The following is a 14248-nucleotide window of genomic DNA, read 5'->3' on the forward strand; positions in this document are numbered from 1 at the left end:
CACAAAATGCATGTGCAGGAAATATTTAGTTACCTATTTTCCGTCTCATTTGGAAAGCAAATACAGTGCTTACTATAAATCCACCACTCACAATAAATAGGGCTACAATAACGCGCATATCGATCCGCTCGCTAAATAATAATGGCACAAGTATAACAATACTAGCGCCAAATAAGCTCATAAGCGTAATGGTACAAGCTAAACGTTTGTACATTTTTGCCCTCCTCAAAAACCCCTCACTGCCTAGGGAAGCAGTGAGGGGTTTAGTATTAATAACTAGCAATAACTGTGACAAGCCCTTGTGGGTGACTGTCACATCGAAGCTCGTCACCAATTTGGCTAGTAAGTAATGGCAATGCCATAATATAATCCACTAATTGTTCGTGACCATTACCGCGTGGATGCCAGTTCATATGATTATCATTCAGCTCCGAGATTTTTGTTTTGAAAGTCGCAAGTTCATTTTCTGCGTATTGCTTCATGTAAAATTGGCTGTAAAAGTCAGCTGTTTTACGTGTCATAACCTGTTCAAGCTCGGTAATATAGGCCTCATAAAAGCAAATGACCATTGCTGTTAGGCAGTCATTAACGCGTGCCGCACTTAAAATTGGGCTTGGCTCACGCTCAAGACGTGTAATATTTGGCTTAGAACGCGTAGAGTCAATGCGCGTTAATAAATGGTACGGCTCACCGTTTACTAAATACACAATCGGGTTAGTTGGCATATACATCGTAAAACCATTTTTCTTTGTTTGTAATGCCACAGCATCAGACTCGCGGGCAAAAACATAACCGCTTCGCTCCGTCTCATCCTGAATCCACACAACTTTAGGGTGGTGCAGTACAGTTTCAAATAAAACATTTTCGGCAAGCAGTTTGCTCGCTAACATCATATCCACCACATTCTCTACAGATTGGCGCGTTTTTTTGCCTTTACTGCGCTCCTCGTGGGGTTGTTTCTCTATTGTCATTGGACGTGCGGGCAATAATGGCAGCGCGCTACGTTGTTGTAAAAATCGATCTTCGTTAATAGCCATTCATCTTCATCTCCTTTTTTGTCAATAAAAAAACATCTTCCTATAGAAGATGTCCTGAGAGAGTGTTAGTCATCGTGCGAATGTGCGGGCGGACCTAATTGCCACCTAATCTGCTTCATTCGAATGACGCTAACGCTGAATGCGCGTATAGTTGTCGTCATTATGAACACCTCCTATCCTCGTAGGTTTTTGTGGTACTCGACAAAGGCAGGTCTCCTGGCTTGAGCTCATCGTCTGTGCTTGCCTTCCCATTCGTTGAACAGTGGCTTACTAGCACGACTCCCTCTTACAGTTGCGGGACAGCTACGGAATTAAACCGTATTCCCTTTTAAATAAATGCACACTTACGCATTTATACCTTAATCGCTTGCGATATTTAATTGTTCGCTACTTGTTATTGTAGCGTTATGTCACAATATTGTCAAATTACGAAATAGACTGAATTAAACTCTGCACTTTAAGCTCGTAAAGCACAGGCAACATATCACTATTATCAAAGCCTAACTGCGTAAAATCCGCTGAATCCCACGCAATACGTAGCCCCTCGACCTCTTTGACATAGGCATCCCAATTACTAAGTTTACCCTTATCTCGCGGGTCATTACGTTTAATAAGGCGCGTTAATAGTGTAGGGCTATCCACTGTAACCTTTACTACTATAATAGTTGCCTGCGCACAAAGTGCCTGCATTTGTGGGTTGCTATGTAAATAAGTCGCGTCATCAAGCTCCTGTTCAAATCCTGCTGTTACCACTACAGATTGCCCAAGTGCTATATTATCCTGCACAAGTTGTAAAATCGTCTCATACTCTAATGGACGCACTTTTTGTATGTAAAAATCCGACTCGCGGTCATGGCTATCCTGTGTTGGTGAACATGCCGCTAAGTAACGCTCTACGAATGGGCGTGTCGCAGTATCTTTATCAATGTAGCTATAGCCCTTCTTGCGCGCAATCAGTTGGCCAATAAAACTTTTACCCACACCTGTCGCACCTGCCATAATGACCACATTTGGTTTAGTCATCTCATTACCTCCTTGTTCTGTTAAAATTTTACCACGAATTTTGACAAAAAACTAACACGAACGTTTTTGTGGTTTTCAGCTTGTAATATTCGTGTTAAAATAAATTGTACTAACGAATTGGAGGGTTTTAACGTGGAATTAGTGTATAAAGGTAAAACGAAGGACGTATACAAACTAGAGGATGGCTTCTACGCACTACAATTTAAAGACGATGTAACAGGCACTGACGGGGTATTTGACCCAGGCGCTAACACCGTTGGCTTATCCATTGAGGGTGCAGGGCTTGCTTGCCTACGCATGACTTCTTACTTTTACAGCAAATTAAATGAGCAGGGCGTGCCTACACACTTTGTAGACGCTGATATTGCCAACAAAACCATGAAAGTTCGTAAAGCTACCGTTTTTGGTAACGGGCTAGAAGTGATTTGCCGCTTCAAAGCCGTTGGCAGCTTCCTACGCCGCTACGGTGCTTACGCAACGGAAGGTCAGGACTTACCTGCATTTGTTGAGGTTACATTAAAAGACGACGACCGCAACGATCCCCCAATCTCTGAGGATGGGCTTGCGATGCTTGGCATTTTAACACACGAAGAGTACGCCGTGCTTAAACAGCGTACCATCGAAATTTCGAAATTCGTTCAAGCAGAACTTGCAAAAAAAGACCTTGAGCTTTATGACATCAAGCTAGAATTTGGGCGCGATGCACAAACTAACGACATTATTTTAATTGACGAAATCTCTGGCGGTAATATGCGTGCCTATAAAAATGGCGAATACATTGAGCCATTACAACTAGAACAAATTTTACTAGCTAACTAAAAACGCACTAGCAAGCAAACTGTAGGACTCTATACGAGACCTACAGTTTTTTTGAGTGTTGCCAATTGGTAACGCTGATAATATCACCGATTGGCCAGACGATACATTGCCTGCACAGCAGGTAGCTTGCACCCATTGCTTTTTTAAATCAGCGATTACAATAATGCTAGCAGTCATTTTCTTGGCTAAACCAATCATTTAATGCACCTAAAAGCAAAAAAATGTGAGGCGATTTTGAAAATCGTCTCACATTTTTTCTTTTGTCCCGGGCTCTTTGATTTAATCCCTTGCTGCGGCGCGTCCCCATAGTACAATAATGGGTACGAATAAAATCATTGCCACAGTGAGTACGACGGTACGAAAAGCGGTACGTGCTACCATAACGAACGCCTCCTTATAAAAAAGCGCCACGTCATGGTGGCGCCTTTGCTTATTTTGTTGTTTGTTTTACAATTTCGACTAGGTATTCGCCTAGTTTTTCGAGCTGTGCTACTGGGATGCGCTCATTTGTTGTATGAATGAACTCATAACCCACAGCTAAGTTAACCGTTGGGATACCAAAGCCTGCAATAATATTGGCATCACTACCGCCACCTGAAATCTCAAGGCGTGGTGTTAAGCCAAGACTTGTTGCAGCAGCTTGTGCGACTTGTACAACTTTATCTTCTTCCGTTACACGGAAACCAGGGTACATGTATTTCACTTCAACTTCAGCGCGCGCGCCGTTTTCTTGTGCTACGCGCTCATACGTTTCTTGCATATGAGCTACTTGGATTTCAAGCTTAGCCTCATCAATTGAGCGTGCCTCCGCTAAAATATTCACTTCATCACACACAATATTTGTAGCTTGGCCGCCTTCAAAACGACCGATATTAGCTGTTGTCTCCTCATCAAGGCGACCTAACTTCATGTTAGCGATACAACGTGCCGCAACTGTAATAGCAGATACACCTTGTTCAGGTGCAACACCTGCGTGTGCTGTTTTACCGATAATTTTCGTTTGTAGTTTCGCTTGGAATGGCGCTGCCACTACGATGCCGCCCACGTCACCCGTACTATCTACCGCAAAGCCATAAGCTGCTGTAATCATTTTAGGATCAAGCTCCTTAGCACCTACTAAGCCGCTCTCCTCACCTGCCGTAATGACAAATTGAATATCACCATGCGCGATATTTTCTTCTTTAAGACGGCGAGCCATTTCAAATAATGCCGCAATCCCAGCTTTGTCATCTGCACCTAAAATGGTTGTGCCGTCCGATACAATATAGCCATCCGCTGTAATGCTTGGCTTAATATTATTACCTGGTACAACCGTATCCATATGCGTTGTAAAATAAATTGCAGGTACATCTACTGTACCTTTTAGCGTTGCAATAATATTACCTGCGCCGTGACCATTGCGTGTATGTGCATCATCTTGCACTACCTCAAAGCCCATAGCTGTTAGTTTTTCGACAAGTACAGGTGCAATTAGCTCCTCATGCTTTGTTTCAGAGTTAACCTGTACGAGCTCCATAAATTCTTTTACAATACGACTTGTCATAAAAAATTGCCTTCTTTCTATTTAACGATATGGCAATTGTATCACAATTTATACGAAAGCGCTTACGACAGCACTGATGACTTCCTATCAGCAGGGTTTGGATATAGTAAAATAAAAAAAGCTCACTACCTATGTGAGTGAGCTTTAGTAACTTATTCTTGAATCGCCGCTTCAAGCGCTACAATAATCATGTCATTGAACGTTGTTTGACGTTCTTCTGGTGTTGTAATTTCGCCCGTTAGGATGTGGTCAGACACTGTTAATACTGCTAATGCTTGACGACCATATTTCGCTGCAATTGTATAAAGCGCAGCAGCTTCCATCTCAACGCCTAGTACGCCGTAGCGTGCTAATTTTTCGTTTTGGTTTTCTTCTGAGTAAAACATATCTGCTGTAAAGACATTACCTACACGTACGTTTAGGCCCGCCTCTTTACTTGCCATATACGCTTTGTGTAATAAATCAAAGTCAGCTGTTGGCGCAAAGTTAATATTATTAAAAATAATATTATTTATGTTTGAGTCTGTTGTTGCGCTTTGTGCAATAATTACGTCGCGCACTTTTACGTCTTTTTGGATTGCACCGCATGTACCAACGCGGATTAATTTTTGTACGTCATACTCTGCCATTAATTCCGTTACATAAATCGAAATAGATGGTACGCCCATACCTGTACCTTGTACAGAAATACGCTTGCCTTTGTATGTGCCTGTGTAACCAAACATATTACGTACGTCGTTATATTGAACAACGTCCTCTAAAAATGTTTCTGCGATGTATTTCGCGCGCAGTGGGTCACCTGGTAATAAAATAGTATCGGCGATTTCGCCCTTTTGTGCTTTAATGTGTACGCTCATCGTAAAATCCCTCGCTTCTCTAAAGTCTTCATTTATCATACGTTTTTTTCGTTAAAAATACAATGGCAGACGTCTAACAACTTAAGCATATAATGCCCAAAGCGCATCAAATACAGCCGTGGTCATATAGCTGTCTTGTTGCATCTCTACATAGTCACTTAGCTCGTTAAAATCTGTACTTTGTTTAGGAAAGCTGGGGTCCTCAAAAGCCGCCTCCGCAAAATACGCGAAGGCATCACTCCCCCCGCGAAATGTTTGAACGAACTGGTAAAACGTTTTGGTCATCGCGTAAACAGTGATACGTACTCGCCGTATCCCTCAGCCTCTAGCTTGTCTTTTGGTACAAAGCGTAGTGCGGCAGAGTTAATGCAGTAGCGTAAACCGCCTGCTGCTTGCGGACCATCTTCAAACACATGCCCAAGGTGAGAGTCTGCTTGTTGGCTACGCACCTCAACGCGGCGCATGCCGTGCGTTGTATCAAAATGCTCTGTCACCTTAGCAATTGGCTTTGTAAAAGCTGGCCAGCCACAGCCTGCATCATATTTATCTAGCGAGCTAAACAGCGGCTCACCTGATACAATGTCTACATAAATACCCTCTTCAAAATGGCTGTCAAACTCATTACGAAACGGTGGTTCTGTACCGTTTTCTTGTGTGACATGGTACTGCATTTCAGTTAAATGATCGAGTTTCTTTGTCATGCATTATCCCCCCAATGTTTAGCAATAAATGCTTTGCGCCCCGAGCCTGTTGCGTAACTCTTATAATGCGCGGCATTTTTTTTATAGTAGCCTTGATGATAATCCTCTGCCTCGTAAAAGGGCTTGGCTGGTTGAATAGGTACAGCGATTGGCTTACTAAAGCGTCCGCTTGCAGCTAAATCTGCTTTTGATTGTTCAGCCACTTCACGTTGCGCCTCATCTGCATAAAAAATGACAGGTGCATACGACGAGCCGCGGTCAAAAAATTGCCCGCCCGCATCCGTTGGGTCAAAGGTTTGCCAGTATAAATCCACGAGTTCACGGTAGCTAATTTGTGTATCATCAAATGTTACCTGTACAGCCTCAACATGCCCTGTTGTGTTTGTGCATACTTGTGCGTAGGACGGGTTTTCGATTGTGCCGCCTGTATAGCCTGAGCGCACTTGAATAATGCCTGGGCGTTGCTCAAATGGCTCTACCATACACCAAAAGCAGCCGCCCGCAAAAATTGCTGTTTGTTCCATACTTTACTCCCCCTTTGGAATCGTTACGTCAAAATGCACAGCGCCATCCTTTAACTCAATTGACTTTGCACGTGCATGTAAATTATTTTCGAGTGGTGCTTTCTCTAAATCAATAATAATTTGCTCATCGCGTGGGTACATAGCTAACCAATCAGGTAGGGTTAATACACGCTCGACAAGCCCCATTGCGATGCTTGGTGAGACAGCAAGTCGCCCTGCTTTAAAAGCCTTTTGCTCTAACACAATTTGCCCTGCTGGATTAACAGTTGGCGCAAAGCTCATCGTCACATCAGTTTCGCCAAAAAATGTTGGGATAGCTGTTGTTAAATGTAATAGCTCATCTACCTCAACTGAAAAAGGCATGTCATTGCCATCTAGCGCCTTAGTAATAAAATACGATGCTACTTGCTCAAGCTCCTCATTAGAGGTAGCAAGTGTTACATCAAAACCATCCATTGGTTTAGCTACAGCTACTGGGGCACGTTCGCCCGAAGCAGTAATCGCATAATACGCTGCTCCTGCTCCACCAATCAACACAATTACTAGCGTGAAAAACGCATACTTCCAAATATTCATTTACCTCTTCCTTTCACGCAATTCTACCGTTTACTATACACATTTTTTTTGCAATTCGCACGAAATCTACTGCTCAATTGTCAGCTTTTCTACTGTGACTTGCAGTGGGTTACTTTCTGCAACACTACGGGCATGTACGGTTACCGTTTGTCCAACGGAAATGTGTGACACGTCCTTCATCTTACAAATTGCTAGCTCCCCTTTATCCATCTCAAGGGTAAAGCCTTTAACATCAATCGCAATAATTTTACCATGTAGCTCCACTAACTCGCCCTGCGCTGCTGTATCAGGCTTTGGTGGTGTGGGCTTTGCCTCGGGCGCACTACACGCCGCTAGTAGCACGACAATAAATAGGCTGTATAGGATTTTTCTCATGTGCATCAACTCCTCCTAATCTATTGCCTTTTTGAAATAGATTCAATCCTTTTTAAGACAACAAAAGGGTGCTAAGCACGCGTGCCCAACACCCCTTGTCAATTACTCTGCAAAATATACGAAGCCAATCGCGCCTGGCCCTGTATGTGTGGATACAATTGGTGACGTAAATTGTACGCGCACATCGTGGTAACCGGTTGCCTCGATTTTTTCTTTTAATGGTGTACCCATCGTCTTCATGCCATGTGCATGTGAAATGGATGCCATCTTCACCGTTTTGCCTGCTGTATCCTCTAAAAATTGTTTAAATAAATGATTAACGACTTGTTTATGGCTACGCACTTTACCTACAGGATTATACGCGCCACCCTCAAGGTTAGCGATGACCTTAATATTAAGTAGCGAGCCGATGAAGCCGCGCCCTTTTCCGATACGGCCGCCTTTAACTAAGTTATCTAGCGTATCTACAATAACATATAAGTAGGTGTTATCACGCACAACCTCAAGACGCTTGATGATTTGTTCGAGCGTTGCGCCCTCGTCACGTAAACGCGCCGCCTCTAATAGCTGAATGCCTAAACCGCTTGCGATAAAGCGCGAGTCAATAACGGTTACATCCGACTCTGACATTTGTGCAGCTTGACGAGCAGACTCAACAGTACCACTCATGCCACCTGTCATATGAATGGAAATGATTTGATCACCGTCTTTTCCTAGCTCATCATACATCTCCTTAAATTTACCTGGGGCTGGTTGTGAGCTCTTTGGTAGCTCCTTTGATACCGCCATTTTCTCCATAAATTCTTCTGGTTGAATATCTACACCATCTGTATACGTCGCGTTATCAATTTGGATTGATAGCGGCACAACGTGAATTTGGTTTTTAGTAATTTCTTCTTGTGTTAAATCACTTGTAGAATCCGTTACGATATGAATTTGTCCCATGTTCTGACACATCCTTTTCCTTACCATTATAACATTTGATTACGTAAAAGAAATCATGACAATCGTAACTTTTTTTTACGCATCTGTCGATGATATGCTCTAGTTAAAGCTTTTTTGGGTAAACAATAGCTATAAGGACGGTGAAAGAGATGTTTAACCCCTACCAAGATGGTGGGCTGCGCGAAGAAATTTGGAGTGCGCTAACGCATGGTTTTGGCTTGTTGATTAGTATACCTGCGCTCATCATCCTTATTTTACAAAGTACGTCAGCCTTACAAATCACAACAGTAAGTATTTTTGGGGCATCGTTAATTTTATTATTTTTAGCCTCTACCTTGCTACACAGCATGCCATTTAAATACAAGTATATTTTTGCTAAACTTGACCACTCCGCCATTTATATTTTAATTGCGGGTACGTATACCCCGTTTTTACTGCTCGCAGTAGGCGGCAAATTAGGGCTTGTACTACTCATTACGATTTGGACGCTTGCCGTAATTGGCGTATTTGTAAAGTTCTTCTTTTTTACTACGTTCGAAAAACTCTCCACCTTCGCTTATATTGCGATGGGTTGGCTAATTATTTTTGCGGCAAAGCTGTATACCTTCACCTTGGATTTGAAGGCTTTATGATTTTAGTAAGTGGTGGGCTATGGTTTACAGTAGGTACTATTTTTTATGCGTGGCGTTCACTCCCTTACAATCATGCGATTTGGCATCTGTTTGTTATTATGGGTTGTGTGACAATGTATTACTGCGTGCTTGTCTATTTATTATAGGGCTTACTTCACAAATGCCGCGTGAAAACGTATACTACTAACAGAAGGAGGTGAATCATTTGTTTCTGTCATTTTTTACAGACGCACTCTTTACCACAACGGACTTTTATATGTCCATGATGCTATTATTTATTGTGCTTACGTTAACGCTTATATTAACCTCACATGCCACACAGCTTGTGTGTACACAGCATATTGCCGTACAAAATATGGCGACGCAACAAGCACAGCACAGTAGCGCTCCGTTTATTTACAATGCCGACGTAAAAAGCTGGCTAGCCTTAACCTTTAAACGTAGCGCGCAGCCAGATGATGAAGCCGACAGCTCTTGCTCTTAATCCATTATTTAAGAGGAGGCTACATCATTGACGAACAAATTATTCACTAAACAAACGGTACTTATGCTGTTATTGCTAAGTACAACGGTAGTATTATCAGGTTGCGGAGAGGCTGGGGTCTTTCATGATTATTTTGTGCACCCCTTCTCCTTTTTAATTGTTAAACTTGCGACCTTTTTTGGCGGTAGCTACGGCTATGCCATCATCGCCATTACACTAGGCGTACGCTTTATTTTATTGCCACTCGTTATTAAACAAACACGCAGTAATAAAACGATGCAAGAAAAAATGAAAGTGCTTAAGCCTGAGATGGACGAGGTAATGGCAAAATATAAAGGTGATAAAGCGCCAGAGTCACAAGTAGCTATGCAAAAGGAGCTAAGTGCGCTCTACCAAAAACATGGCACTAGCCCCTTTGCAGCCGTAAGTGGCTGTCTGCCGCTACTCATTCAGATGCCCATTTTTATTGCGCTATTTTATGCCATACGCCAAACGCCAGAAATTTCCACACACTCATTTTTATGGTTTGAGCTAGGCAGTCGTGACACGCCGCTTGCGGTCATTACGATTATGATGTATTTCATTCAAGCGCGTATTAGCCTTATTAATGTAGCGCCTGAACAACAAAAACAAATGAAGATGTTGATGTATATTACACCCATTATGATGGGGATGATTGCCTTTACTGCGCCGTCTGCCCTCGCTTTATATTGGTGTGTAGGTGCTATCTTCCTTGTTATCCAAACACTTATTATTAAACGCTTAACATAAATGGCTGCTCACTGAGGTGAGCGGCTTTTTTTATCAAAAGGAGGTGGGCAGCTATGCCATTTTTACAAACTGCCGCGATTGGTGCACTAGGCGGCATACTATTTACCGTACTCCACTTGCCTATCCCATGGTTGCTCGGCCCTATGCTTGCTGTCATGGTAAGCGCGCGATTATTGCCGTTTAACTTGCAGTGGGATAAGCGCATGCGTAACGCAGGGCTAATTGTTATTGGCTATGTCATTGGGCGCTCGCTTACACCTACCGCCCTAGCCGAAATCTTTAGCCAATTTTGGCTCATGCTCGTCTTTACCGCTTCACTTGTAGCGTTGTGCATTGGCATTGCATATATGATTACTAAACTCTCTGGACTAGATTTTAAAACGGCACTACTTGGTACGATCCCAGGTGGCATGACGCAAGCACTTGTCATGGCAGAAGAAACAGAAGGTGTAGACGTTGCCATTGTGACAATGACACAAACCGTTCGCTTACTTATTATTATTTGCAGTGTGCCTATTATTGTAGCCGTTATGCCAAGTGAGCCACTCACAGTAACAGAAGAAATATTTCACTTTACACCAAGCTTTGTAGGCTATATGCTAGCCGCTACCATTGCGGCACTACTAGCTGCACACTTTCGCTTTCCTACGGCGTACCTCATTGGGCCTGCACTTATTACAGTTATCCTACAACTCATCTTGCCAAGTGAGCCGATGCCAGCACCTATCATCCACGTAGCGCAGCTCGCAATGGGGGTAAGTGTTGGGCTTATGCTAAAGCCAAGCGAGGGCAAACAAAAAGGAGCGCTCCTTTATGCGCTCCTCAGTGGCAGTATTTTATTTGTGGCGGCAAGCTTGCTCGCATTACTGTTTTACCAATTAACCGATGCCTCAGCCGCCACTAGCTTACTTGCCCTTGTACCAGGTGGACTTGATCAGCTCGGCATGGTAGCACACGCTGTAGGCGCAGACTTACCGCTCGTATCTGGCTACCAAATTTTTCGGTTATTTTTTGTGTTGCTTATTGTACCTTTTATTATGCGGGCCATTTTTAACCACATTGACAACAGCCACACCTCAACTTGAGATGTGGCTGTATATTTTTCGGGCAAACACTGCAAGCAATACCAACAGTGTAACAAGTTGTAACGAACGAAACAGCCCGCCAACATTTGCTGTTGTTAACACAAACGCCTCACCAAAAACCTGTGCGCGCGCCACAGGTCCAAAATTGCGCGAGTCAATCGATATTTCTCGGTTGTCACCAAGCACAAAATACTCATTCTTCTCTAACACATAAGGTAGTGCGGTAAGCATTGTACGGTCACCCCGTCTTCGATCTGCTAGCCCGTCCACATATAACACGCCGTGCTCAAACGCTACCGCTTGCCCTGTCGTAGCTACTACACGCTTAAGCAAAGACTCACCGCCCATGCAAGCACCTGCAACGGGCTTGCCATCATGACAAAACGCCAACAAGTCATCACGTTCAATTTGTGTAAAAGGCATCACCCAAATTAATGAGCCTGACGGAACATTTGGCAACATAGAGTCACCTTTTGTTGGTGTAATGCCCCATGCTGTAATTAACCACAGTAGCGCGGCCACATACCATAACTTATTTTTCATATACCGTATACGTAAACGTATAGCCTTCTGCTGTTTGCACCGCTGGCTGCGCGCTCACCTGTGTAAAATCGTCATAATTTGGGAAGTACGTATCTCCCTCAAAGGCATGGTCAATTTGCGTAACATATAAACGTTCTGCCATAGGAAGGCATGTTTTAAAAATCTGCTCGCCACCAATAACCATCACCTCTGGCACATTACCAGCAAGACGAAGCGCCTCCTCTATTGTCGAAGCAAGCTCAATGCCCTCTGCCTCATACGCCTTATTGCGTGAAATTACAATATTTCGGCGACCAGGTAGCGCTCGACCGATTGACTCAAACGTTTTACGTCCCATAATCATAGGCTTACCCATTGTCATTTCTTTAAAATACTGCAAATCATCTGGTAAATGCCACGGCATTTTGTTATCATTACCTATTACACGATTTTTATCATGTGCCACAATTAACGAAATCATCACGTCACCCCTTAATTTGTTGTACAATGAATATCATACTATAAGAAGGACTGACGAGACATGCATACACTACAAATCCCAAAGAAATTTATGGATACCCTTCCGCTGATCACACGCGAAACGGTTAACGGCGAACTACCAACAAAAGAAGGTACACTATTTAAACTCGTAGATAGCCAAGGCGAATACGTTGCTACAGCTTACTACGGCTTACAAAATAAAGGTGTTGGCTGGGTACTTTCTGAAGAAAACGAAGAGATTGACGAGGACTTCTTTACGCGTAAGTTCCGCGCTGCATTTGCTGAGCGCAGTGAGTTTTACGAAAGCTTTGACACAACAGCATTCCGCGTCTTTAATGGCGAGGGCGATGGCATTGGCGGTTTAACGATTGAGTTTTTTGACGGCTACTATGTCATTAACTTTTACAGCGAGGGCATTTACGCTTTCCGCCACTTCATTTATGAGGCAATCGAAAATGTAGCGGACGTTCGTGCCATTTACGAGAAAAAACGCTTCGACACAAACGGGCAGTATATTGAGCAAGACGACTTTGTGCGCGGTGAGCCAGGCGAGTTCCCTATTATCATCCAAGAAAACGGCATGAACTTTGCGGTTGATTTAAATGACGGTGCGATGACGGGTATTTTCCTTGATCAACGTAATGTACGCCGTGCCATCCGCGACAACTATTCAGAAGGTAAAGAAGTGCTTAACACGTTTTCTTACACAGGCGCATTTTCGGTAGCTGCAGCACTTGGTGGCGCAATGAAAACAACGAGTGTAGACGTAGCTAAGCGTAGCCTACCTAAAACGATCGAGCAATTTAGCGTGAACGCAATTGACTACGAAGCACAAGATATTAAAGTCATGGACGTCTTCAGCTACTTTAACTACGCGAAGCGCCATAACCTATTATTTGACTTAGTTATTTTAGACCCCCCAAGCTTTGCGCGTACAAAAAAGGTAACCTTCTCATCTGCGAAGGACTACCCAAAGCTACTTGCTGAGGCGATTGCGATTACAGCTAAAAATGGTGTGATTGTCGCATCAACAAATAACGCAAGCTTTGACATGAAAAAGTTTAAACAAATGATTGCGAAAGCCTTTGATGGCAAAAAATATCGCATTTTAGAGGAGCACCAATTACCAGAGGACTTCTCAACACTACCTGAGTTTAACTACTTAAAAGTAGTTTTCTTACAAAAGCTAAAGTAAGGAGAGGTATTTGTGAAAGACAATAAACTAGACATCGACATTATGAAAAGCGTGTGGTTTCATCCCACATTAACGACACGTCATTTTTTAGAAAAAAACTCATGGAGTGCAGCGGCGTTTATCGTAGCTATCAGCAGTTTGTCACAGCTCTTTATTACGTACTTTAACTCCTACGACGACCCAAATATTAGCTCAGCTTATGAACTTGGCTGGTTTGGTATTATTATCGGACCTATCCTTGCGCCTCTTTTCTTTTGGGTAACATCATTTGCCTTTTGGCTTGTGTCTCGCCTCTTTAGAGGAAAGGCGACCATCCGTCAAACTTACTTAGCTATGGCAATGCCTGCGCTACTTACAATACCTTTCTTACCGGTATTAGGCGGTTGGTTTGTTGCATCGCGTGATTCTTTTGTGGATCCGTTCCATTACGGTGGGCTTGATTTAATTGCAACACTTGTTGGAATAGCAATTATGATTGTTAATGTATGGTCATTTATCGTCAGCATTGCGGCAATTGCAGAAGCTAATAAAATTGGTAAATGGGCAGCATTCTTTGTGCTTATCATCCCAATTTCATTAATTATTGTTATTATTTTAGCCGTTTTAGCACTATTCTTTGTTGCTGTATTTTAATACAAAAACCACCACTGAAAAAAAT

19 protein-coding genes, 1 pseudogene and 1 riboswitch are annotated in these 14248 nt (G+C 43.0%); of the genes and pseudogenes, 7 read left to right on the top strand and 13 right to left on the bottom strand.

What is annotated here, in order from left to right; genetic code table 11:
• Nucleotides 1-25: 25 nt before the first annotated feature.
• From CH76_RS12020 to CH76_RS12030, 3 genes are all read right to left on the bottom strand, one after another.
• Nucleotides 26-214, bottom strand: coding sequence for a hypothetical protein (locus CH76_RS12020; protein WP_036146660.1), 189 nt, complete (start codon nt 212-214; stop codon nt 26-28).
• Nucleotides 215-269: 55 nt separating this feature from the next.
• Nucleotides 270-1037 carry a hypothetical protein gene (locus tag CH76_RS12025; protein ID WP_051910357.1) on the bottom strand — a complete coding sequence of 256 codons (768 nt, stop codon included), beginning with the start codon at nt 1035-1037 and terminating at the stop codon, nt 270-272.
• A 188-nt stretch (nt 1038-1225) separates the two neighbouring features.
• A riboswitch (cobalamin riboswitch) is annotated at nt 1226-1414 on the bottom strand.
• Nucleotides 1415-1463: 49 nt separating this feature from the next.
• The gene (locus CH76_RS12030; protein ID WP_051910358.1) at nt 1464-2060 is read right to left on the bottom strand and encodes an AAA family ATPase; all 597 of its coding nucleotides are present in this window, start codon (nt 2058-2060) and stop codon (nt 1464-1466) included.
• A 132-nt stretch (nt 2061-2192) separates the two neighbouring features.
• On the opposite strand from CH76_RS12030, the gene CH76_RS12035 reads away from it, so the two are divergent.
• Nucleotides 2193-2879: a phosphoribosylaminoimidazolesuccinocarboxamide synthase gene (locus CH76_RS12035; protein WP_036146662.1), complete on the top strand. Its 687-nt coding sequence runs from the start codon at nt 2193-2195 to the stop codon at nt 2877-2879.
• A 430-nt stretch (nt 2880-3309) separates the two neighbouring features.
• Here the strand turns inward: CH76_RS12035 and CH76_RS12045 are convergent, their stop codons facing one another.
• The 8 genes from CH76_RS12045 to CH76_RS12080 all read right to left on the bottom strand — a co-directional run bounded on the left by CH76_RS12045 (nt 3310) and on the right by CH76_RS12080 (nt 8400).
• Complete coding sequence (locus tag CH76_RS12045) at nt 3310-4422, bottom strand: M20/M25/M40 family metallo-hydrolase (protein WP_036146666.1); 1113 nt, start codon at nt 4420-4422, stop codon at nt 3310-3312.
• A 152-nt stretch (nt 4423-4574) separates the two neighbouring features.
• Nucleotides 4575-5279 carry a purine-nucleoside phosphorylase gene (gene deoD, locus CH76_RS12050; protein WP_036146669.1) on the bottom strand — a complete coding sequence of 235 codons (705 nt, stop codon included), beginning with the start codon at nt 5277-5279 and terminating at the stop codon, nt 4575-4577.
• A gap of 81 nt (nt 5280-5360) precedes the next feature.
• Nucleotides 5361-5564, bottom strand: coding sequence for a YozE family protein (locus CH76_RS12055; protein WP_036146671.1), 204 nt, complete (start codon nt 5562-5564; stop codon nt 5361-5363).
• On the bottom strand, nt 5561-5980 hold the full coding sequence (gene msrB / locus CH76_RS12060; protein WP_036146672.1) for a peptide-methionine (R)-S-oxide reductase MsrB: 420 nt from the start codon (nt 5978-5980) through the stop codon (nt 5561-5563). The genes CH76_RS12055 and msrB overlap by 4 nt, the downstream gene beginning before the upstream one ends.
• Nucleotides 5977-6504, bottom strand: a complete 528-nt coding sequence (gene msrA, locus CH76_RS12065) for a peptide-methionine (S)-S-oxide reductase MsrA (protein WP_036146674.1) — start codon at nt 6502-6504, stop codon at nt 5977-5979. Before msrA ends, msrB begins: the two co-directional genes overlap by 4 nt.
• 3 nt (nt 6505-6507) lie before the next feature.
• Nucleotides 6508-7080, bottom strand: coding sequence for a YpmS family protein (locus tag CH76_RS12070; RefSeq protein ID WP_036146676.1), 573 nt, complete (start codon nt 7078-7080; stop codon nt 6508-6510).
• A 66-nt stretch (nt 7081-7146) separates the two neighbouring features.
• Entirely contained in the window at nt 7147-7455 is a 309-nt protein-coding gene (locus tag CH76_RS12075; RefSeq protein WP_036146678.1) for a lipoprotein, read from the bottom strand.
• Between the two features lie 102 nt (nt 7456-7557).
• Nucleotides 7558-8400, bottom strand: a complete 843-nt coding sequence (locus CH76_RS12080; RefSeq protein WP_036146680.1) for a DegV family protein — start codon at nt 8398-8400, stop codon at nt 7558-7560.
• A gap of 149 nt (nt 8401-8549) precedes the next feature.
• Here CH76_RS12080 and CH76_RS12085 point away from each other — a divergent pair.
• The 4 genes and pseudogenes from CH76_RS12085 (at nt 8550) to CH76_RS12100 (ending at nt 11372) form a co-directional block, all read left to right on the top strand.
• Nucleotides 8550-9178, top strand: a pseudogene (locus CH76_RS12085) (hemolysin III family protein).
• A gap of 59 nt (nt 9179-9237) precedes the next feature.
• Entirely contained in the window at nt 9238-9516 is a 279-nt protein-coding gene (locus CH76_RS12090; protein WP_036146682.1) for a hypothetical protein, read from the top strand.
• 27 nt (nt 9517-9543) lie between these two features.
• The gene (gene yidC, locus CH76_RS12095) at nt 9544-10287 is read left to right on the top strand and encodes a membrane protein insertase YidC (RefSeq protein ID WP_081892703.1); all 744 of its coding nucleotides are present in this window, start codon (nt 9544-9546) and stop codon (nt 10285-10287) included.
• A gap of 53 nt (nt 10288-10340) precedes the next feature.
• On the top strand, nt 10341-11372 hold the full coding sequence (locus CH76_RS12100) for an AbrB family transcriptional regulator (protein ID WP_036146684.1): 1032 nt from the start codon (nt 10341-10343) through the stop codon (nt 11370-11372).
• On the opposite strand, the gene lepB is transcribed toward CH76_RS12100, so the two are convergent.
• Entirely contained in the window at nt 11364-11915 is a 552-nt protein-coding gene (lepB, locus tag CH76_RS13585; protein WP_051910359.1) for a signal peptidase I, read from the bottom strand. The genes CH76_RS12100 and lepB overlap by 9 nt on opposite strands.
• The gene (locus CH76_RS12110; protein ID WP_036146686.1) at nt 11905-12375 is read right to left on the bottom strand and encodes a dihydrofolate reductase; all 471 of its coding nucleotides are present in this window, start codon (nt 12373-12375) and stop codon (nt 11905-11907) included. The genes lepB and CH76_RS12110 overlap by 11 nt, the downstream gene beginning before the upstream one ends.
• Nucleotides 12376-12435: 60 nt before the next feature.
• Between CH76_RS12110 and CH76_RS12115 the strand changes: the two genes are divergently transcribed.
• The gene (locus CH76_RS12115; RefSeq protein WP_036146688.1) at nt 12436-13590 is read left to right on the top strand and encodes a class I SAM-dependent rRNA methyltransferase; all 1155 of its coding nucleotides are present in this window, start codon (nt 12436-12438) and stop codon (nt 13588-13590) included.
• A 12-nt stretch (nt 13591-13602) separates the two neighbouring features.
• Nucleotides 13603-14223, top strand: coding sequence for a YIP1 family protein (locus CH76_RS12120; RefSeq protein WP_036146690.1), 621 nt, complete (start codon nt 13603-13605; stop codon nt 14221-14223).
• Nucleotides 14224-14248 lie beyond the last annotated feature (25 nt).

The organism is Lysinibacillus sp. BF-4, from assembly GCF_000743635.1.
Taxonomy (GTDB): Bacteria; Bacillota; Bacilli; order Bacillales_A; family Planococcaceae; genus Metalysinibacillus; species Metalysinibacillus saudimassiliensis.

What these genes read in the sequence shown, in the direction of transcription:
- CH76_RS12080 (WP_036146680.1), bottom strand. Translation starts at nt 8,400, where the DNA reads ATGGGACAAATTCATATCGTAACGGATTCTACAAGTGATTTAACACAA.
- CH76_RS12055 (WP_036146671.1), bottom strand. Translation starts at nt 5,564, where the DNA reads ATGACCAAAACGTTTTACCAGTTCGTTCAAACATTTCGCGGGGGGAGT.
- CH76_RS12100 (WP_036146684.1), top strand. Translation starts at nt 10,341, where the DNA reads ATGCCATTTTTACAAACTGCCGCGATTGGTGCACTAGGCGGCATACTA.
- lepB (WP_051910359.1), bottom strand. Translation starts at nt 11,915, where the DNA reads ATGAAAAATAAGTTATGGTATGTGGCCGCGCTACTGTGGTTAATTACA.
- CH76_RS12110 (WP_036146686.1), bottom strand. Translation starts at nt 12,375, where the DNA reads ATGATTTCGTTAATTGTGGCACATGATAAAAATCGTGTAATAGGTAAT.
- CH76_RS12075 (WP_036146678.1), bottom strand. Translation starts at nt 7,455, where the DNA reads ATGAGAAAAATCCTATACAGCCTATTTATTGTCGTGCTACTAGCGGCG.
- msrA (WP_036146674.1), bottom strand. Translation starts at nt 6,504, where the DNA reads ATGGAACAAACAGCAATTTTTGCGGGCGGCTGCTTTTGGTGTATGGTA.
- CH76_RS12115 (WP_036146688.1), top strand. Translation starts at nt 12,436, where the DNA reads ATGCATACACTACAAATCCCAAAGAAATTTATGGATACCCTTCCGCTG.
- CH76_RS12025 (WP_051910357.1), bottom strand. Translation starts at nt 1,037, where the DNA reads ATGGCTATTAACGAAGATCGATTTTTACAACAACGTAGCGCGCTGCCA.
- CH76_RS12045 (WP_036146666.1), bottom strand. Translation starts at nt 4,422, where the DNA reads ATGACAAGTCGTATTGTAAAAGAATTTATGGAGCTCGTACAGGTTAAC.
- CH76_RS12030 (WP_051910358.1), bottom strand. Translation starts at nt 2,060, where the DNA reads ATGACTAAACCAAATGTGGTCATTATGGCAGGTGCGACAGGTGTGGGT.
- msrB (WP_036146672.1), bottom strand. Translation starts at nt 5,980, where the DNA reads ATGACAAAGAAACTCGATCATTTAACTGAAATGCAGTACCATGTCACA.
- CH76_RS12070 (WP_036146676.1), bottom strand. Translation starts at nt 7,080, where the DNA reads ATGAATATTTGGAAGTATGCGTTTTTCACGCTAGTAATTGTGTTGATT.
- deoD (WP_036146669.1), bottom strand. Translation starts at nt 5,279, where the DNA reads ATGAGCGTACACATTAAAGCACAAAAGGGCGAAATCGCCGATACTATT.
- CH76_RS12020 (WP_036146660.1), bottom strand. Translation starts at nt 214, where the DNA reads ATGTACAAACGTTTAGCTTGTACCATTACGCTTATGAGCTTATTTGGC.